The sequence below is a fragment of the Bacillus sp. RZ2MS9 genome (assembly GCF_001816185.2).
Lineage (GTDB): Bacteria > Bacillota > Bacilli > Bacillales > Bacillaceae_G > Bacillus_A > Bacillus_A cereus.
On sequence record NZ_CP049978.1, the window covers coordinates 3,288,854 to 3,307,858 of the forward strand.

Consider the following 19,005-nt stretch of genomic DNA (forward strand, 5'->3'; position numbering starts at 1 on the left):
TTTTAGGCTGATAGCCGTACCTAATCTTTTACAATTTACTTATTCTTTTTGTTCTGTAATATTAAATTTTGAAACCAATTCCGTTAATTCTTCCACCTTTTCTTTCATTTTGTTGGATTGGATTGATATTTGTTCAATTGATACGGCCTGTGATTGAATTGAATTTACAGTTTGAAGAGTCTCCTTTTTCACATCCGTTGCAGTTTCAGAAACTAGCGAAAGAGAAGCATTTACTTCTTCTGTACCAGCAGACATCTCTTCTGTCGCTGCGGATACTTCTTGAATTTGACCTGTAATCTTATCAATATCTCTCATAATAGACAAGAAGGTTTGATTCGCTTTGTAAGCAGCTTCTTTTCCTTCTACTGCCTTTTGTTGTCCTTTTTGCATGACATTAACTGTATCTTGGGTATCTTTTTGAATGGATTTTATTAAATGATTAACTTCTTTTGCAGATTCTTTAGATTGCTCAGCCAAGTCTCGAACTTCTGCGGCAACCACTGCAAATCCTTTCCCATTCTCTCCAGCACGTGCCGCTTCAATAGCGGCATTTAAGGCAAGAAGATTCGTTTGTTCGGCAATATTAGTAATTGCAGCGAGAGCTGTATCAATCTGTTGTGTACGTGTAACAAGTTTATTTATTACTTTTGATGTTTCCTCGACAACATCATGCACACTATTCATTTGAAGAATAGAGTGATTTATCACTTCACTACCGATATTTATTCGTTCTGTAGTCGTTACTGCTACCTCAGCGACTACTGCTGAAGATTCAGCTACAGTTTGCACCCCGGTTGTAATTTCTTCCATTGAGGATGAGCTCTCCTGAATACTAGTTACCTGTCCTTCTATTTTTGTTTTTACTTCTAAAACAGTCTGTACAACCTCATTTGAAATACTAGACGCTCGATTTGTATCTTGTAATACGCCCTCCGTAGTAAAAATAACCTCTTGTGTTGTCATCTTAACATTCGCAATTAATTGTTGAAGGTTATCTAACATACTATTAAAAGACTGAACAATATGCCCTAATTCATTATTTGCTTTATAAGGAGTACGTGTTGTTAAATCTCCAGCTGCTACTTTTTCCATATCATTTTGTAGTAATGCAAGTGGTTTTCGGATAGTTAATTTAATAACATATCCAATTAATATAATTATTAAAATTGCTAAAATCGAAATACTAACAAACATTATCATTGTATTTTGAGCACTATTATTATTTTCCTTTTGTAAAAGCTCTGCATTATTACTATTATATAAAATCAATTCACGAATTGATTTTATTGATTTTTGCATATTAGGTTCAATCTCTTTTAGATAATATGCATATGCTTCCTCATTATTAGACTTCCCTAATTCTTGTGCTTTCTTCATTTGAGTCCTTAATTCATTAAATGTTTCATGAAACGTGTTATATAATTCTTTTTCTTTAGTAGAAATAAGTTTAGCCTCAAACTGCTTTAAAAGATGATCATTTTCCTTACGAATCCCATCCATTTCTCTTATTAATTCGTTCATTCTTTTTTCATCTTTTGATAACATTATTTCCATAAAGTTCATATTAACGTGATAAAAATTAGATTCTACAATTCCAATCCACTCAATTGGCAGTAAATTATCCTCATACATATTAGAGGAAGTACTTTTCCCTCTTTCTAACCCCCAAAACCCTATTAGGGATAATACTATACATGCAATACTTGATATAGTTATTAATATGTTTAGTTTTGTACCAATCTTACTGTTTCTTAATAATTCCAATTCACTTTCTCCATTCTAATATATAGTTTAAGTAATGTATTTTATACCAAGAATCCAAAAATTACGATGTTTATTTTGTAATATGTAATTTTGCATATCGTCCACTACTGATTCAAAATAACCTAACATTGTAATTTTCGTTTTCCAAAAATTCATGATCATGAACACATCTCATTAATTCTTGAACTTCTTACCCAAAATATCCGCATATACTGTGGCACCAGGGAAAACCATCACTGGTATGATATATAAATTACGCTTCCATACAAGACTAGCTTAAAAATATTTTTCTTATTGCTCATTTTTCTATTCCCCCTCTATTAGAAGTACTCCTAGCACATCACACTAATAAAAACGATAATATTAAAAAATAAGGAAAGACATAATACGTATGTCTTTCCTCTAAAATTGTAATACTCAATATGCTCTTGGCTCTATTTGATTTTCCATTTAAATCCTCACATATCTTTCTTTATAATATCTCCTAACTCCATCCAATTTGTAATACGCGGGATATTGAGATATTGATTGTAAGAAGTAGTTTTTGCATATACATTTATCGGTTTTCCTATTAACGTTTCTAAAACAGCCGGCTTATCATCAAAGAAATAGTTTAATTTTATTTCTTGTATAAAGTGTATTTTTTCTTCATCCTTCATTCCATAGAAAAAGCGATCTTCATGTACCGGAAATCCTTTTTCTATTAACCATTTTTTTGTTTGCTCTCCATGCTCTTTAGGTCGCGCCGTTATATAGTAAATTTCATGTCCCTGTCTTTCTAATTCTTGCAATGTCTCTACAGCATACGGAAACGGTGAACAAGAAGTATAATAAATCTCATCCAGCAAACTATTCCACATATGACCGCCTTCCTCGGAAGTCATGCCAAATGCTTCATGAATTTCAATTGTTTTTAAAGAATGGAATACATCCAACCCTACTTTTTTGTTTAATTTCTTATTATATAAATGAAAAGCATGCTGCCTTAAATCAATTAGTGTATCATCGATATCAAATCCAAATTTCACTCTTCATCGCTCCTTTCTGCAATCCATTTATCGGAACATATAAGTAGTTTTTATTCCCCTTATTGCTCATCTTTCCGATATGCTGGATAGCCAATAAATCTATAATCTTTTCCAATCTGGGTAAATGATATATCCTTAAATTCAATTGCATCTTTCATTTTAGTAATACCAGTCCCCTCTACAAAACTAGGCGCCAATCTACCTCCAATAATTTTAGGTGCGAAATATAAAATAATTTTATCCATTAGTTTATTTTCAATAAACGAAGCATTTACTTCTCCACCACCTTCAATAAGCAGGGAGGAAACTCCTTTTTGTCCTAAAACATCAAGCATTTCATGTAAGTTTATATGCTTTTCTCCGCTAGTAACAAATACTTTAACTCCTGCATTTTCTAATGCTTTCTTTTTTTCCTCTGCATGATTACTTGTTGTAAATATCCAGGTAGGAGCTTCTCTATCTGTAACAACGTTAGCTTCCATCGGTATGCGTAATGTCGAGTCCAATATTACTCGAATTGGATTTCGGCCATTTGGAATACGCGTTGTCAATGATGGATTATCCTTTTGAACAGTATTCGCTCCTACTAAAATAGCCGCATTTTCGTTTCGTATTTGGTGTACTTCTTGTCTTGCTTCTGTAGATGTAATCCACTTACTATCCGATAAAGACGTAGCGATTTTCCCATCTAATGTAACTCCTGATTTAATCGTTACAAATGGGCGCTTTGTCAAAATATATTTATTAAAGACTTCATTCATTTTTTTAGATTCTTCTTCACACACTCCTACAAGTACTTCAATACCTGCATCTTGTAGAATTTTAATTCCACGTCCAGAAACAAGCGGGTTTGGATCAAGTGTAGCAACTACTACCTTCTTAATTCCTGCTTGTACAATTGCTTCAGCACAAGGCCCTGTTCTACCATGATGAGAACAAGGTTCAAGAGTTACATAAATTGTACCACCACGTGCCTGTTCTCCAGCCATACGTATCGCATGTATTTCGGCATGTGGTTCTCCGGCCTTCATATGTGCTCCGACCCCTACAATTCGATTATCATTTACAATTACAGATCCAACCAATGGATTTGGAGTCGTTTGTCCCTTCATAGCCTTGGCATTTTCTAGTGCTAGCTTCATATACAATTCATGCTCAAGCATGTAAGTGTCCCCCTTCAAAATGTCCAGAACGCTGAATCTTCGTTTGCAAATATTTCTCATTAAACTCTGAGACATCACCCCATAACGGTTCACGACTCGTAACATTTAATCCAGCTTTTTGTAACGCTTCTAATTTTTTCGGATTATTTGTAATAAGTTTTACAGGTTTTGAGCGTAGCGCTTTTAATACTTCAATTGTATCATCATAGTTTCGAACATCATCTTCAAAACCTAGGTTCAGATTAGCTTCTACTGTATCTAACCCATTTTCTTGCAAGAGGTACGTCATAGCTTTACTAAACAAGCCAATTCCTCTTCCTTCATGATTCGCTAAGTAAAATAAAGCACCTGAACCATGTTCTGTAATCATTTGTAAAGACTGCTTTAATTGGAATCCACAGTCACAACGTTTACTACCAAAGATATCACCGGTGTGACAAATACTATGCATACGAATTAGGGCATCTTCAGAATTCTCAAAATCACCATATACAAGTACACTAGATTGCTGCATATCAGCTAAATTAATAGATGAGAGTTTTTCGATAATTCCTTCTACACTATTTGTAACCTCACTACATTGTAACCAAGAATACCATTGAAAAACTTTAGTCTCCCCATATAAATTAATTGGCAATTTGATAGGGCCTACTAAATAAATATCCTTTCCATCTTGATGTATAAATTGAATTTTATCTTCTAACATATGAATTGTATCTGTTGTAACCATTAGGTACCTCCTAGTATAGAGAATCTCTAAAATTCTCTTCCATTGTTATATTTTTTATTGTTTAACTTACACAACGTAAGTGTTTTTACAGATGCTATTCTTTTTTCTCTCAGCTTATATGCAATATGTATCATTACAACTTTGGCCATTTAAAGAAAAGAGTTTTAGTTACATAAAACAACTTAGTTACTTTATGTAAGTGAGTATACATTCGTAATCAATTTACGTCAAGTAATTAATTATAAAAACATTTGTTACTAATAGTAAGATGTTATATAATTTATTTTAGGAGGTGAAGGAAAATGAATGATTCTACATTATGCCCTCGCTTTGAAAAAGGAATGAAATTTTTTAGTCAACGATGGACAGCACTAATTATTTACCAACTTTTTTCTGGATCTCAGCGCTTTTGTACACTTGAATCTTCTCTTCCTGTTAGCGGAAGATTACTTTCAGAAAGATTGAAAGAATTAGAACTAGAAGGAATTGTCGAACGTAAAGTCTTTCCTGAGACACCAGTTCGTATAGAATATTCTTTAACTCAAAAAGGATTTGCTTTAGAAGCTATTATTCGCGGAATAGAAGAATGGTCACAGGAATGGATAGAACTTGAGGAATAACATAAAAGCTTTTTCGTATATAGTTTTAAGTAATCAAATTACAGATACCTATTATTAAAACGCTAATTTTTCAAGCATTTATGAAAAGCTAGCGTTTTTTAATAAATAAAATGTAAGAAATAAAGCAAGGTGATCAAAACGATCACCTTGTTCCCTTACAGATTAAAATAGTGTTTTAAAATCTTTTATTCATACATACTCGATTAATAAAAAAAACGAATAAGCTTTTTTATTAATAAACAGTTTTATTTTTACAATACAGTTAGCTTCCCCTGCTATTTGCGGACAGTAAGACCACCACTGATTAAATTTCTATTTTATTACATTCGAATATTACTTATGAAATTTCACACGCTCTTCAAGTGGTTGGAATTCTTTTTCACCTGGTGCAGCTGTTGGATTACCAAATGGCATTTGTGCAATTAGTTTCCAATTAGCAGGGACATTCCATTCTTGTTTTACCTCATCGTCAATTAATGGATTATAATGTTGTAATGATGCCCCTAATCCCTCTGCTTCTAAACCTGTCCACACGACTAATTGGTGCATACCTGATGCTTGGTGTGACCAAATTGGGAAGTTTTCAGCATATGCAGCAAACTTTTCTTGAAGCGATTTAACGATAGCCTCATCTTCAAAGAATAATACTGTTCCATAACCAGCTTTAAAAGAATCCATTTTTTGTTGCGTTCCTGAAAAGTCTCCATCTCCAACTACTTTTCTTAATGTTTCAGTGGTAATATCCCATAATTTATCATGAGCTTCACCAAATAATACAACTAATCGTGCAGTTTGAGAATTGAAAGCGGATGGAGTATATTTCACAGCAAACTCCACGATTTCTTTAATTTTTTCATCCGATACTTGTACCTCTTTATTAATCCCATAGTAAGTACGTCTTTCTTTCAGTGCAGTATAGAAATCTTTTGTCATAATTCCGTTCCTCCTAAGTTTTAATATTCTTCAAAATGATACATCTCGAAGATAGTATGCGTTTAAATGAGTTCATTTTTGAATCATTGAACTTCCTAGCACCCATTGCCAGTCATTCTAAATCTAAACACACTGCTTCCTTCAGTTTTCCTAAAAAAAGCCTTATAACATCATTCATAAAATCTAATCATCATTCGGTACTATTTTACCCATTCTCTATTCATGTATCCTGCTTGTTTCATATTTACACAAATATGAAATGTAGCTACTTTAATCACCAAATTTCACATTAATTTAGAGCATCTTCAATTACAGCAATTTCGCTCACTCGAACAAAACGATGCAATTTAAAGAACATTGCAAAATTAAGTACTACCTGTAAAAGAACCCTCTTAGCCGACTATAAGAAAAAATAATAAAAAGCCAAAAACGAACAATAATATGTTCATTCTTGGCTTTTACTTAACCATCACATTTATTTTTACTATTGCTTCAAATGATTTTTAACTGCCCTTATTACCAATTCGTGATCTTCTTCTGGTGGTAATCCTGAAACTGTTATCATTCCAATAACCCCTACGTTTTTTATTCTGATAGGAAAACATCCACCAAACGCAGCGTATTCTGAAGTATCTAAAAGATATTTTTCATTATAGGAGACCCCAGTTATTTCACTTTGTATCTGCATATAATACGAGCTACGATCATGCAGGGAAACGACTCGTTTTTTACGCTCAATCCATTTCGTATTTTCCTCATTTGTCCCTGTCATCTTGAAATGAAATAATTGCACACCATTTTTCGTTATATCAACAGCAATCAATTTCCCCTCTTGCTTTGCTGTTTCAACGATAAATAAACCTAGTTGCAAGGCATCTTCATTTGTAAAAGAGGAAAATTGAAGTGTTTCCTCCTCTTTTAAAATTTGTTTACTTATTTCATTCAAATTTGAAGTACTCATATCTTTAACCTCCATAATTGTTTTATGCCACACCGACATTTTTTCGAAATTATTAGGCCATATAATACAACCTTTTAATCACACTGATTCTAAATAAACTACTGTAACATCTTTGATAACTAGTAGTACCGTAAAGCTTGTTTTCTTCTTACTGGTGCTATTATGAATGACATTCAAAGTTATAAAAAGTACTATTCTACTTATCCCTATCTTACAGAGACTATTATGAAATATATTTAACATCTTAAAAATGTATGTACTAAAGAATAATATTTTTAATCACTAACTTTTTTGATCAATCGTTATAATCCAATTTCATCAAAATTTTTATCAATTATTACACTATCCAACAATAGGAGGAAACAAAGATGGATGAAAGTATATCCAAAAGCTGAAAAGCAGTTGAGTCCCTTGAGGGAATAGTTATAATTCACTACGTATAGAAATAGACATACAAAAACGCCATCCTTTCCTATAATTCTAAAGAAAGAATAGCGTATTCTTTTCAAAAATGAGTTCTTTTATTGAGAAACTTTGATTCTATATCATACATAAAAGGGCAACCAGTGCTAAAACAGCTGGAAATCCTTGTTTCACAATAATCGATTTATTAGATGTGAAACCTCCGAAAATAGCTGCTATCACCACACAAATCACGAAAAATAATTGGACCATATAACCAATTGGATTGAGCCCAAGTACAAGTCCCCAAATGAGACCAGCCGCTAAAAATCCATTATATAAACCTTGGTTTGCAAACATAATGGCTACGTTTCGATCTCCTTCTAAATGCTTCGGTAATTTGAAAGCACGTTTCGCTACTTTTGAATCAATAAAAAACATTTCAAGGATCATGATAAACAAATGTTCTAATGCTACGATCCCGACTAAAATAGCTGCGATTATTTCCACACTATTCTGCCCCCTACACTCTCTATTCTTTAATATTCTCTACATTTTTTTGCATCTGTAATAGAACATGAATAAGTATTTTTCGTTCTTCTCCACTGATATTTACGAACATTTCCTTCATAAAATGTTCCTTTTCTTTCTTGTTAAAATATTAATTGATGTATCAATTATTGATACATCAATTAATATACATCTCTCTTTTTATTTTTGCAAGTTTTTTTGCTCAATTGGTTTTATTTTGTTCCAGCAACTTTAAACCAATTCAAAACATCAGTTCGCATTTCTAGAAATCATAATTACTTTAAGTTCATTCTGACAATCATATTTAACTACATATATAAAAGAATTGAGTTATATCTCCATCAATTTATAAAAATTAATTTTTTCTAAAAACAGATACTTTACGTTTTTTATAGTAATAAAAATCATTTTTGTTTCAGAGGCAATCCATTTTGTTAGCTTGATGGGCATAGGATAGTACCCAGATGACGAACCAATTATCTTTCAAGAAGACGGCTAGAAATCTGGATTTGGCACAGGCGTTGCCTACTTCCGTGATCCAGATGGTACTAATTTAGAGCTAATTGCTCCAAAAGGTCCATTTAGACGTGATTAATTAAAATATATTAATACTGAAAAACCACCTTTATGAGAGGTGGTTTTTTGTTGCTAATGGTGAAGATTAATATTGAGGTCTGATTGAGACCTATTCCTTTTCCACATCTTTCATCATACCATCGAAAGAATAGTCTTATAGCTATTTCAAATATTTCGGCAGTACTATATCGCTAGCAAGCTAAAATTTCATGGTACTCAAAAAAAATCTGCTGAATCATAACCAAAAAGTTCATTTTATCATTTCGGGGTAATTCGAAATTCTTAAGTTGTCGGGCACGGGGTACAGCTGAAAAACAGTGTATATTCATTAACTTCAAACTAATTTTGATGTAACAAAATTTGTATTTATACCTTTTTAACGAATTCAGATTTTAATTTCATAGCTCCAAAACCATCAATTTTACAATCAATATCATGATCTCCATCAACTAATCGGATACTCTTTACTTTTGTACCAATTTTTACAACTGATGAAGTTCCTTTTACTTTAAGATCTTTAATTACTGTTACAGAATCACCATCGTTTAAAATATTTCCATTTGCATCTTTAATTACCTTTGTATCTTCACTATTTTCAGCTTCTAATTCTAAAGTCCACTCATGAGCACATTCTGGACAAACAAAAAGATTCCCATCTTCGTAAGTGTATTCTGAATTACATTTTGGACAATTTGGTAAATTAGGCATATTTTTATTTCCTCCACTCGTTTTCGTTTATTCTATTAAATAAATATTATTTTTAATTTCCGTTTTTCGTTTAAATGTACGGAAAATATTCTCTTCTTGCTGTTTGATACTTATTTGTTGAATGTATAAAAAAACTACTTGTTCACACCTTGTAAAAAATCTTCTCCACATTCTCCAAAGCAAACTTTCTTCTTCTCTACTTTTTTAATAAAATGATTAAAAAAGTAGATTAACTCAAACAAACTTTGTATGTGAAGTGAAATTTTTAAAAATCTAATGCATTTTCTTTATTCTTTATTGTATTGATTTCCTGAGATTGCTGAGAAAGCCCTGTACATTCATGAAAAGCAAAATGCTTACACCCTATACATTTTTTTGTATTCAGATGTCCTAAAGCACAATTAATTGCTTCTCCGGTATGATTAAAAAAGTTTTCTTCCCCAATCTCAGCGTACAATCCATTCTTATCTAGATTGGCTTTTAGCTCTGATTGAATTCCAGAAATAAGAAGTACGCCACCTTGTTTTTTGAAGTGCTGAACAATATTCCTAAAGTAAGACTCTCCTGTGGTATCAATAAAAGGAACTTTTCCCATACGTAAAATTAAAACATTAGGTTTATAATGAATAGTCGCTAAAATATTTTGTTCAAATGTTTGAGCAGCCCCAAAAAATAATGGCCCTTCTATTGTATAAATGCTAATTTGTGGGCAATCATGAGCTTTATTTACCACATGTGGTAGCAATTTTTCATTTCTTTTTGTATGATCAGGAAGCACTTTTGATATGACAAGCATATTACTCATACGTTTTGTAAACAAAATAATAGCTAATATAAGACCAATCTCTACAGCTGTTGTTAAACTAGTAAATACAGTAAGTAAAAATGTTACCAATAATACAAGAGAATCTCCCGTCTTCATTTTAAGTATGTGATAAAAATGTTTCTGCTCGCTCATATTCCAAGCTACCACCATTAAAATCGGGGCCATACTAGCAAGTGGAATATGTGAAGCATATGGCGCTAACAGTAGAAGTGTAAATAACACAAATCCTCCGTGAATAACACCCGCCATCGGAGATACAGCTCCACTCTTAATATTAGTTGCTGTACGTGCAATCGCTCCAGTTGCCGGAATTCCGCCAAATAACGGGGTAACAATATTGGCAATCCCCTGACCGATAAGCTCTTTGTTACTGTTGTGTTTACTATTTGTCATACCATCTGCCACGACAGCGGATAAAAGTGATTCAATTCCACCGAGCATCGCAATAACAAATGCAGGACCAATTAACTGCTTTATACGTTCTAATGTGATTTCTGGTATATCAAACTGAGGAAGTGTATTTGGAATCGTACCATATGCTGTACCAATAGTAGGTACATAACCTGAGAAAAATACAGTTGCAATTACAGTTGAAATAACAACACCTACTAATGAACCAGGCACTTTTGGTAAAATCTTTGGTGTTATGAGTATAACAAAAAAGCAAATCAAAGCAGTTATAACACTATAAAAATTGGTAGTACTGATATGAGTGAAGAGTTCCTTCAAATTCGCTAGAAATTCCTCATGCTTTTTTATACCTGTTAAACCTAAAAAACTAGCAATTTGTCCCGTAAAAATAATAACAGCAATACCTGAAGTAAAACCAATTGTTACAGGACGTGGAATAAACTTAATTAAAGAGCCTAGCTTGAAGATTCCCATAAGACATAAAATAATTCCAGCTAACAAACCCGCGAGTAGTAAATTTTCGTATCCATAGGTAATTACAACTCCTAAAAGAATCGGAACAAAAGCACCTGTAGGTCCTCCAATTTGATACTTCGAACCACCAAACAGTGAAATGAGTATTCCAGCAATACAGGTTGTATAAATCCCATACTCTGGCTTAACACCAGAGGCAATAGCAAAAGACATAGCAAGTGGAATCGCAACAACTCCAACAATCATTCCTGAAAGAAGATCCTTTTGAAAATGTGCTAATGAATATCCTTCAAACCTTCCTGTAAATAACTTTCTCATTACAAACCCTTCTTTTCTATTTTTAATAGTTCTGGATTACAAATGTATTTCTCGGTCCCTTATACAGAAAATTGTCCTTTTCACAAAAAGAAAAACCATCCTAATATTTACTATATGTTTTACTTAAATGACACTCCAATTCACCTATATCTCCACCTTGTTGTACATAGGATTTCAATCTTTCTGCTAGACGTTCTCCGGCTCGACTATCTAGCTTCTTCGTATCAATAAACGATCTAATCCTTACCTTATCTGGAGTAATATCTCTACGAAACATTTGTCCTGGAATTTCACTCCAAAAACGATTCCATTCATCCAGTAATCCTATTTGATCAAATAAAAAACCTTGAATTCCACATAACCAAGCTGTACAAGCAGTATTTCTTTTTCGACATCCAACTCCATCTTGTAAATGTTGGCATGAAAAACAACAAGAATTTCCACTTTTTATACAAACTTCACAAACGTAATGAGCTCCTAATGAGCGAAATGTTTCAATCCCATGTTGGATGATATCTTCTTTCTTAACCTCAATACTCAACCTATCCCTCCTTAGCCATCATTTCAGTTTCTGCTCCATCTAGCTCTTCTAACATTGAAATCGTATCGATTAAATGGTTGTTAAAAATCTTCCGTGCAACCACCAATAAATCCACAATAATAGGGTCTCGTAAAGAATATAAAACTCTTTTTCCATCTTTTCTACCAACAACAATGTTTTTTGAACGTAGTACACTTAATTGCTGAGAAACAGCTGAACCTTCCTTATTTAGAATATCTTGAATTTCGTTTACGCTTTTTTCACCTTCTGACAATAATTCTAAGATACCTATTCGCAAAGGGTGTGCTAAGGCTTTAAAGAAATCTGCTTTAAATTGTTGCATTTCGTTTCCCATTGAAATCCCTCCGTTACTTTTCCTCAATTTTCAAAAGTACCATATACATCTTCAAATGTTTGAATATGTATATGGTACTTTTAAAACCTCGAATTTTCAATACAAATTTTACAATATTAAATAAGCATCAAATAGAGATACTATTCAAATTCAGGTTCAAAATTTATTATCCAAAATAAAAGCGCCTAACATATTAGGGATATATAATACGTTAGGCGCTTGATATTTAAAATTTCTCGATTTAGGTCTTGATAATATTGGATGAGTATATAACCAAAATGCTAGATGACTAATATGAATAAACTTATTTGTAAAATTAATTCATTAGAATATTTTAAGAGCAAGTTTTGAAAAAAACTATTCAAAACTTGCTCCTTCTTTTCTCAGATCCAACTATTTTGATACTAAAACCAACAGTAGTGAATTAGAATAATGATTTAATACTTGCTAAGACAGTAAGTACACCTACAATAATAACAAATACGTTACTCATTTTCCCTTTGTATTTAGCTAGTACTGGAACTTTTTGAATCGCATACATCGGTAATAGACATAAGATAGCAGCAACTAATGGACCGCTTAGAGAATCAATAAGTCCAAGAATACTTGGATTTGTATAAGCAACAAACCAGCATGATAATACAACAAAAGTAAGGATTACTGTCTTAATTGTTTTTTCTTCAATATCTTTTCCACGTGATTTACCGAACTTAATAATCATGTCACGCATTACTTCAAATGCTCCGATATAATGGCCAAGGAAAGACTTTGTAATAGCCACAAAAGCAATAATTGGAGCTGCAATAGTGATTACAGGCGAATTAAGCTCATTAGCAAGATATGAAAGAATTGATAAGTTTTGTTCTTTTGCCATTTTTATATCATCTGGAGTCAAGCTCAATGCGCTACTCCAAACGAAGAACATAACAACAGCGAATGTCATGATATAACAAACCTTTTGTATTTGCGCACATTTAGCATCAGTGGCTTCGATTCCATACGTAGCTCTCTGTTTCACAACAAATGATGAAATCATAGGTGAATGATTAAATGAGAATACGATGATTGGTAGAATCATCAATATCGTTCCAAAATAGCCTGTTCCTGTTGAAGCAGTTGAAACAGCTGAAAAACTAAGCATTGACGTATTCCACTGTGGAATTAAAGATATTGCGATAAAAAGTAAAGAAACTATGAAAGGATACACTAACATACTCATTACCTTTACAGTAATATCTTGACCAAAATTCAGTATAGCGATAAGACCAAGAACTAATACAAGTGATAAAATAGCTCTTGGAGGTTCTGGCATGTGCAATTGATGCACGATAAAACTACTTGCAGTGTTTGTAAGCGCAACCGAATACATTAGTACGATTGTATAAATTGAACCGAAATATACGATGTTAAAAATGATACTCGCTTTATTTCCGAAATACTCTCTAATTGTACCTGTGATCCCCTCATCAGCAGAATTAGAAGCGTATATCATTTTAGCAAGCGCCCTATGTGAGTAATACATAACTGGATATGCAAGTAATGTAATTAGTAGTAAAGATAATAAACCACCTGAACCTGCATTAATCGGTAAAAAGAGCACCCCTGCTCCAATTGCAGTTCCAAATAGACTGAGTGCCCATGTAGTATCCTGCTTATGCCACTTTTTCGGATCTGCATATTGCTCATTTTTTCGTGCGGTATTTTCAGCTTGAACTTCTATTTTCTTTGCAGTATTCCCGTTCATATAATAACTCCCCCTTGTATCTATTCCTGCATCTCTCTTTGCACCTAACAAATATTCCCTTTTCGGAAAATGAATTCCTTACAAGTTGCCCCACTTTGTATGTCCTTCATCATAATGAATCCAAATTGAAACATTCGCTAGTTAGCGTCCTAATATAATTGTTAGCGTTCACAAAAAAGTTTACTCGTAATATCCGCTCTTTATATAAAGACCTCTTAAGAGAACAATATAGAATAGACTTCATAAATACGTTGCAACATTTCTAATAACAGTGTATTACTTTAATGGTTTCTCTTTTTTACTTTTAACAGTAATTTTAGCTAAACCGGCCTCTCTTCATTTGCGAGGCATTTCTTTCTCAATTCTATACATTACCTTCATAACTTCGGTAGCACTGATGATATTGCTTACACAAGCCACTGAAGCACATTACATACATTTCGCCTCTAATCACACACCTTTCTTACTAGTAATCGCATTTTTTATATTTTCTCCAGAGATAATAAAATTTCTCTCGACGCCCTCATTATAACGTGTATATTTATAAAATTAATATTTTTATATTTTCAGAAATATTAAAGTGGAATATTTTTATATGGATAATATTTTACAGTTAGCATGTAGCCATTGTTTTTATCGCTTAAAGCTGAATTAGTTAGTAAAAAAATACAATAATACATTGTTTTTCTAGGTTACTCATTATAAAGATACTTATATCCCCTTTATCAAAAAATTTCATTTTAAACATAAAAGATATTCTAATAAATAATTAATGTAGGTAAAAAGAAAAAATTCCAAAATAAAAAAACCAAATTTTAGGATATATATTATTAATATTGAATTCATATACATTTTAAAAAGATACACTGAGTAAAAAACAAAAAAGCTGCCCCATATGGACAGCTCATTTACATAATTATCGTTATCAGGAATATCTCTATGTTTGTAATGAATCGTTTTTACATCATTTCCTTTTATACGAAAAGTAATTGTGTCCTCTCCATAAGGCGGATTGTGTGCACCCTCAAAAGTTTAAATTTTAAAATCCCTCATTAACTAGCTCTTTTATCGAGTTTAATTTTGAAGAAAGCTCGATAAACCATTCTTCATCCCCTGTTAATAATGCAAGATCTATAAGATAAAGGATTTGTTCCTTATTTATTACCTTTGATTCAGGGAGTTTGTTAACGTGTTTACTAAAGAGTAAAATCGCTTCGTTTATTGTGTACTGGCCGTCACGTTTCACAATACTAACTGTAACTATATCCTCTACATCATCAAGTGATACAATATAACCAACTATTAATTCACCTTCATTTGATATTCCACGAACCCAATCTCCTACTTTTAAAACATGATTATTATTTGACATCATACCGTTTCACCTTCCTATAAATATTTTTTGTGACAATAAAAAAGATATAAAAACAATTATACTGTAATATTTTTCATTACATTTAAGTGTTAAGAACTCACGGCTATATAATAATTAAGCCGCTTAACGCTCTTGATTGATAAGGTCAACAACTTCTTTCATTGTATAATTCTTTAAGTATTCACCTAGATGCTCTTCAGCACCTAAGAAAATAGCGAAAAGAACTTTTCGCATGTTCGAACCTACAACACACTGATTGTTTGATTCTGGACACTTCGGCTGCAAAGCACCTTCAGAGGTTATCTGATAAATATGCCAAAGATTAATTTCATCTAAATCGCGAGCGAAAATAAAACCGCCACCAGTCCCCTCTTTCGATTGTATAAACTTATGTTTTTTTAACAAACTTAGTACTTTGCGAATGCGTACTGGATGTACACCTGCACTTTCTGAAATAGCATTACTTGTTGACATCCGATCTGGCTGTAAAGCTAAATAAGTTAAACTGTGTATGGCCAAGGTAAAGTCGCTGTTCATGATTTTCCTCCTACGATCAAAAATATTGTTTCTCATATATTAACTGTAGCCATAAATATTACAGATAGGTTAGAACGTTAAAACATATAGAATACTTCTTGCCATAAAAAATTAATTCTCTTATATTCTATCCGGTCCCACCTATATCTGATAACTTCATTTAGCTTTTTAAGTTGAAAATAAAATTAAACACTCCACTGTTTCTTCACTTGTTCTTCTGCCAACTGTTTAATTTTTGTCCAAATCGTATCTTTACTCACAATAACATTTGTTTGATAATTTCTATCATTATAATTAACTGTAACACATACTTCAATCATCTTCTGCTTCCTCCTTTCAAAAAACTTTTTCTAAAAATACTACTTATTAATTGGCCAATTTTTGCAATTCAATGTTCAAAAACGTTCGAACGCTACGTGGTAAAAATTTACGAATTTCTTCCTCATTAAAACCAATCTGCAATCTTTTCTCGTCCAGCATAATTGGGCGTCGTAACATTAGTGGATGCTCAATTATTAATGTATAAAATTCATTTAGCGAGAGCTCATCAATATTTATATTTAAGTCCTGAAAAGTTTTGGATCTAGTTGAAATAATTTCAGTAGCCCCCTCTTCAGTTAAACGAAGAATTGATTTAAGCTCATCAACTGTCATAGAATTTGATACGATGTTTTTTTCAATATAATCAATTTGATGCTCTTCAAGCCATGCTTTCGCTTTTCGGCATGAGGCACAGCTTGCTGTTGTATATAGAATTACCATATTTAACTCACTCCTTTAATGTTATGAAACGTACATTTTAAACATCGGTTATTGAAATGTATTAAAAAAAATTACAGTTTAGAATCAAATACAAGCAATATTATTTATTCGAGAATATTTAATTTATCTACATTTTACAGACGATAACAACTCACTTCTAAAAACTATACTGTAATTTTAAACTTTACAGTTCTATAAATCAAATGTTAAGTCTTGGATTCATTCTATTAACGTATAATGGGAGCAGTTGAGACAATACTTGCCTCAACCGATTTTTATATCTCTTTATAATTTTTTGCAGTAATGACTGTTTCAAACTCAAAGGTTTCGGGTAGATGATCTGCATAAGAATATTCAAAAGTTCGTCCATCCGTTAAATAAGCTACTTGTTCAACTCGCATTAGGAAATCCTGATTTGTTAAGTTCATAAACTGCTTTTCCCTATCATCTGGGCGAATTCCTTTAACCCTGACAACAGATGTCCCTACTTCAAGACCAAGTTTATTTTGAATATGTGAGTATATCGACTCCTCTAAAACAGAAACCTCAACACCTGGGATAACCGAAATTGGCATCCATGTATGCTCCATAATCGTCGGAATGCTGTGAATGATGCGGAGGCGAATGATTTTATAGACGAAATCACCGATTGAAACTCCCAATTTCTCAGCAACTACTTCATCAGCCCCAACAATCGCAAACTCGATAATTTTACTTTCTACCTCACTGCCGTATACAGCTTTCGTACCCGTTAAAGTTTGAATCATTCGTGCCTTTTCCTGTTGACGCCAATCTTGCACCACTGTTCCACTTCCGCGCCGGCGGATGATGTAGCCATCTCTAACTAATAGATCCAGCGCTTTCTTAATAGTAAGGGCTGAAACACCAAATTCTTCAGCAAGGACGGGGCTACTCGGAATTTTTTCGTTGATTTTATATTCACCATCTAAAATTTGCTGTTTAATCTTTTGATAAATGCCGAGGTATTTTACTTGTGTTGATCCGCTTGCCATTTTCATACCTCCTTTATACTGCAAACTCTCTTCTATTCATTCAAATGTAAAGCCTCAAGTTTGTAAACTGAAGGTGATGGGGCAGCAAATCCATTTTCTAAGATTTCAATATTCGTTACCGCTTCTTCGTCTTTCACAAGTTTTGGTGCACCATTTATAATTGTTTCATACGCGGCATCATAGAAACGACCGTAATCACCAAGTGGCGTTTTAATTTGTTTTTCAATCCAGTCACCATTTGCATTACGATACTTAGCAACTCCATAGTACATCGGTGAATCTTCACCAAATCCTGCACTCTCAGGCATAACACCCGCTTTCAAATCATTTTCCTGCTGATCTTCACCATATTTAATAAATGATCCGTTTGTTCCATGAACGATAAAGCGTGGATAATCTTTTGCTACGACATGGTTCGTTTTCAGCTTAATCTTCAACTGATTTCCGTAATGTAAACCAACATCGAAATAGTTATCAACCGCACCTTCCATTTCATTATTACGAATATCGTATGTCACCGTATCTGGACGGCCGAATAGTGAAATCATACGGTCCATCGTATGAATACCTAAACTGTAAAATGAACCTTCTTCTTTTGGAGCTTCATGAGTGATTGAACCAGGACGGAAATAATCAATATGTGATTCAATCTCAATAATATCACCAAGGAATCCTTGTTCAATTACTTGCTTCACAGCTAAAAAATCACCATCAAAACGGCGGTTTTGATAAGGCATAACTACTACACCTTTTTCTCGTCCTAAAGCTAATAATTCTTTCGCATGTTCCACTGTATCGCAAAATGGTTTTTCAACGATAACTGATTTTCCAGCAAGTATAACTTTTTTCGCTAATTCGTAATGCGTATGTGCTGGCGTACAGACCGTCACCACTTGAATTTCCTTGTCATTCAACAATTCGTCCAAATCAGTAGTGAAGTAAACACCTTTTCCCTTATATGGAGCCGCTAATTTTTCATTTATTTGACGTACAAAAATCGTTTTTATTTTTATATTATTACGCGTGTTTACATAAGGTAAGTGATAGCGGTTAGCTGACTTTCCAAATCCAATAAAGCCCATTGTTAATGTCATATTTTTCAACTTCCTTGCTCATAAATTTTCGTTTCTATATTTATTATATAATTTAATTATTAAAAGTATATAGTTTTAACTTTATAATTATATATTAAATAAAAAATCCACGATAAAATTCGTTCTCACTATAAGTTAT

At 32.8% G+C, this 19,005-nt stretch carries 20 protein-coding genes and 2 pseudogenes; 2 read left to right on the plus strand and 20 right to left on the minus strand.

From position 1 onward, the window contains the following. Positions 1-39: 39 nt before the first annotated feature. From BHV55_RS16770 to BHV55_RS16785, 5 genes are all read right to left on the minus strand, one after another. A complete protein-coding gene (locus BHV55_RS16770; RefSeq protein ID WP_000421999.1) occupies positions 40-1,764 on the minus strand; it encodes a methyl-accepting chemotaxis protein in 1,725 nt (574 codons plus the stop codon). A gap of 27 nt (positions 1,765-1,791) precedes the next feature. Next, positions 1,792-1,926, minus strand: coding sequence for a hypothetical protein (locus BHV55_RS27675; RefSeq protein WP_000605687.1), 135 nt, complete (start codon positions 1,924-1,926; stop codon positions 1,792-1,794). 296 nt (positions 1,927-2,222) lie between these two features. Then, positions 2,223-2,792 carry a 5' nucleotidase, NT5C type gene (locus tag BHV55_RS16775; RefSeq protein WP_000668223.1) on the minus strand — a complete coding sequence of 190 codons (570 nt, stop codon included), beginning with the start codon at positions 2,790-2,792 and terminating at the stop codon, positions 2,223-2,225. 59 nt (positions 2,793-2,851) lie between these two features. Continuing rightward, positions 2,852-3,955, minus strand: a complete 1,104-nt coding sequence (gene ribD / locus BHV55_RS16780) for a bifunctional diaminohydroxyphosphoribosylaminopyrimidine deaminase/5-amino-6-(5-phosphoribosylamino)uracil reductase RibD (protein ID WP_000889429.1) — start codon at positions 3,953-3,955, stop codon at positions 2,852-2,854. Continuing rightward, on the minus strand, positions 3,948-4,685 hold the full coding sequence (locus BHV55_RS16785) for a GTP cyclohydrolase II (protein ID WP_000258865.1): 738 nt from the start codon (positions 4,683-4,685) through the stop codon (positions 3,948-3,950). The genes ribD and BHV55_RS16785 overlap by 8 nt, the downstream gene beginning before the upstream one ends. Positions 4,686-4,987: 302 nt before the next feature. Here BHV55_RS16785 and BHV55_RS16790 point away from each other — a divergent pair, with 302 nt between their 5' ends. Further along, positions 4,988-5,305 carry a winged helix-turn-helix transcriptional regulator gene (locus BHV55_RS16790; RefSeq protein WP_001000104.1) on the plus strand — a complete coding sequence of 106 codons (318 nt, stop codon included), beginning with the start codon at positions 4,988-4,990 and terminating at the stop codon, positions 5,303-5,305. Between the two features lie 333 nt (positions 5,306-5,638). Here BHV55_RS16790 and BHV55_RS16795 read toward each other — a convergent pair whose 3' ends face one another. The 3 genes from BHV55_RS16795 to BHV55_RS16805 all read right to left on the minus strand — a co-directional run bounded on the left by BHV55_RS16795 (position 5,639) and on the right by BHV55_RS16805 (position 8,111). Continuing rightward, the gene (locus tag BHV55_RS16795) at positions 5,639-6,238 is read right to left on the minus strand and encodes a nitroreductase family protein (RefSeq protein WP_000158938.1); all 600 of its coding nucleotides are present in this window, start codon (positions 6,236-6,238) and stop codon (positions 5,639-5,641) included. Positions 6,239-6,722: 484 nt separating this feature from the next. Further along, entirely contained in the window at positions 6,723-7,238 is a 516-nt protein-coding gene (locus tag BHV55_RS16800; RefSeq protein ID WP_002061924.1) for a heme-degrading domain-containing protein, read from the minus strand. A gap of 501 nt (positions 7,239-7,739) precedes the next feature. Further along, a complete protein-coding gene (locus tag BHV55_RS16805; RefSeq protein ID WP_000402470.1) occupies positions 7,740-8,111 on the minus strand; it encodes a DUF1304 domain-containing protein in 372 nt (123 codons plus the stop codon). A 481-nt stretch (positions 8,112-8,592) separates the two neighbouring features. Between BHV55_RS16805 and BHV55_RS16810 the strand changes: the two are divergent. Beyond that, a pseudogene (locus BHV55_RS16810) lies at positions 8,593-8,727 on the plus strand (VOC family protein); the annotation flags it as partial. A 347-nt stretch (positions 8,728-9,074) separates the two neighbouring features. On the opposite strand, the gene BHV55_RS16815 reads toward BHV55_RS16810, so the two are convergent. The 12 genes and pseudogenes from BHV55_RS16815 to BHV55_RS16870 all read right to left on the minus strand — a co-directional run bounded on the left by BHV55_RS16815 (position 9,075) and on the right by BHV55_RS16870 (position 18,866). Further along, positions 9,075-9,416: a zinc ribbon domain-containing protein YjdM gene (locus tag BHV55_RS16815; RefSeq protein ID WP_001133198.1), complete on the minus strand. Its 342-nt coding sequence runs from the start codon at positions 9,414-9,416 to the stop codon at positions 9,075-9,077. A 265-nt stretch (positions 9,417-9,681) separates the two neighbouring features. After that, positions 9,682-11,445 carry a SulP family inorganic anion transporter gene (locus tag BHV55_RS16820; RefSeq protein ID WP_070756814.1) on the minus strand — a complete coding sequence of 588 codons (1,764 nt, stop codon included), beginning with the start codon at positions 11,443-11,445 and terminating at the stop codon, positions 9,682-9,684. 100 nt (positions 11,446-11,545) lie between these two features. Then, positions 11,546-11,986: a hypothetical protein gene (locus BHV55_RS16825; RefSeq protein WP_000021461.1), complete on the minus strand. Its 441-nt coding sequence runs from the start codon at positions 11,984-11,986 to the stop codon at positions 11,546-11,548. Position 11,987: 1 nt separating this feature from the next. After that, entirely contained in the window at positions 11,988-12,341 is a 354-nt protein-coding gene (locus BHV55_RS16830) for an ArsR/SmtB family transcription factor (protein ID WP_065703588.1), read from the minus strand. A gap of 424 nt (positions 12,342-12,765) precedes the next feature. After that, entirely contained in the window at positions 12,766-14,085 is a 1,320-nt protein-coding gene (locus BHV55_RS16835; protein ID WP_001014190.1) for an aromatic amino acid transport family protein, read from the minus strand. Positions 14,086-15,003: 918 nt separating this feature from the next. Further along, a pseudogene (locus tag BHV55_RS27560) lies at positions 15,004-15,117 on the minus strand (DUF3888 domain-containing protein); the annotation flags it as partial. Between the two features lie 7 nt (positions 15,118-15,124). Next, positions 15,125-15,460 carry an IDEAL domain-containing protein gene (locus tag BHV55_RS16845; RefSeq protein ID WP_000987462.1) on the minus strand — a complete coding sequence of 112 codons (336 nt, stop codon included), beginning with the start codon at positions 15,458-15,460 and terminating at the stop codon, positions 15,125-15,127. Between the two features lie 123 nt (positions 15,461-15,583). Further along, complete coding sequence (gene saiR / locus BHV55_RS16850) at positions 15,584-15,997, minus strand: Rrf2-family transcriptional regulator SaiR (protein WP_001083465.1); 414 nt, start codon at positions 15,995-15,997, stop codon at positions 15,584-15,586. 185 nt (positions 15,998-16,182) lie between these two features. Further along, complete coding sequence (locus BHV55_RS16855) at positions 16,183-16,317, minus strand: BA3454 family stress response protein (RefSeq protein ID WP_000573532.1); 135 nt, start codon at positions 16,315-16,317, stop codon at positions 16,183-16,185. 46 nt (positions 16,318-16,363) lie between these two features. Beyond that, positions 16,364-16,759, minus strand: a complete 396-nt coding sequence (gene spxA, locus BHV55_RS16860; RefSeq protein WP_000236189.1) for a transcriptional regulator SpxA — start codon at positions 16,757-16,759, stop codon at positions 16,364-16,366. A gap of 275 nt (positions 16,760-17,034) precedes the next feature. Then, entirely contained in the window at positions 17,035-17,772 is a 738-nt protein-coding gene (locus BHV55_RS16865; protein ID WP_065703585.1) for a GntR family transcriptional regulator, read from the minus strand. Between the two features lie 32 nt (positions 17,773-17,804). Then, positions 17,805-18,866 (minus strand): oxidoreductase, encoded by a 1,062-nt coding sequence (locus BHV55_RS16870; RefSeq protein WP_000176647.1) that lies wholly within the window; start codon positions 18,864-18,866, stop codon positions 17,805-17,807. Between the last annotated feature and the right edge of the window lie 139 nt (positions 18,867-19,005).

Coding starts and splice junctions, on each gene's coding strand:
- saiR (WP_001083465.1), bottom strand. CDS start 15,997: ATGAACAGCGACTTTACCTTGGCCATACACAGTTTAACTTATTTAGCT.
- BHV55_RS16865 (WP_065703585.1), bottom strand. CDS start 17,772: ATGGCAAGCGGATCAACACAAGTAAAATACCTCGGCATTTATCAAAAG.
- BHV55_RS16800 (WP_002061924.1), bottom strand. CDS start 7,238: ATGTCGGTGTGGCATAAAACAATTATGGAGGTTAAAGATATGAGTACT.
- BHV55_RS16845 (WP_000987462.1), bottom strand. CDS start 15,460: ATGATGTCAAATAATAATCATGTTTTAAAAGTAGGAGATTGGGTTCGT.
- spxA (WP_000236189.1), bottom strand. CDS start 16,759: ATGGTAATTCTATATACAACAGCAAGCTGTGCCTCATGCCGAAAAGCG.
- BHV55_RS27675 (WP_000605687.1), bottom strand. CDS start 1,926: ATGATCATGAATTTTTGGAAAACGAAAATTACAATGTTAGGTTATTTT.
- BHV55_RS16820 (WP_070756814.1), bottom strand. CDS start 11,445: ATGAGAAAGTTATTTACAGGAAGGTTTGAAGGATATTCATTAGCACAT.
- BHV55_RS16835 (WP_001014190.1), bottom strand. CDS start 14,085: ATGAACGGGAATACTGCAAAGAAAATAGAAGTTCAAGCTGAAAATACC.
- BHV55_RS16785 (WP_000258865.1), bottom strand. CDS start 4,685: ATGGTTACAACAGATACAATTCATATGTTAGAAGATAAAATTCAATTT.
- BHV55_RS16830 (WP_065703588.1), bottom strand. CDS start 12,341: ATGGGAAACGAAATGCAACAATTTAAAGCAGATTTCTTTAAAGCCTTA.
- BHV55_RS16815 (WP_001133198.1), bottom strand. CDS start 9,416: ATGCCTAATTTACCAAATTGTCCAAAATGTAATTCAGAATACACTTAC.
- BHV55_RS16855 (WP_000573532.1), bottom strand. CDS start 16,317: ATGATTGAAGTATGTGTTACAGTTAATTATAATGATAGAAATTATCAA.
- BHV55_RS16795 (WP_000158938.1), bottom strand. CDS start 6,238: ATGACAAAAGATTTCTATACTGCACTGAAAGAAAGACGTACTTACTAT.
- BHV55_RS16870 (WP_000176647.1), bottom strand. CDS start 18,866: ATGACATTAACAATGGGCTTTATTGGATTTGGAAAGTCAGCTAACCGC.
- ribD (WP_000889429.1), bottom strand. CDS start 3,955: ATGCTTGAGCATGAATTGTATATGAAGCTAGCACTAGAAAATGCCAAG.
- BHV55_RS16790 (WP_001000104.1), top strand. CDS start 4,988: ATGAATGATTCTACATTATGCCCTCGCTTTGAAAAAGGAATGAAATTT.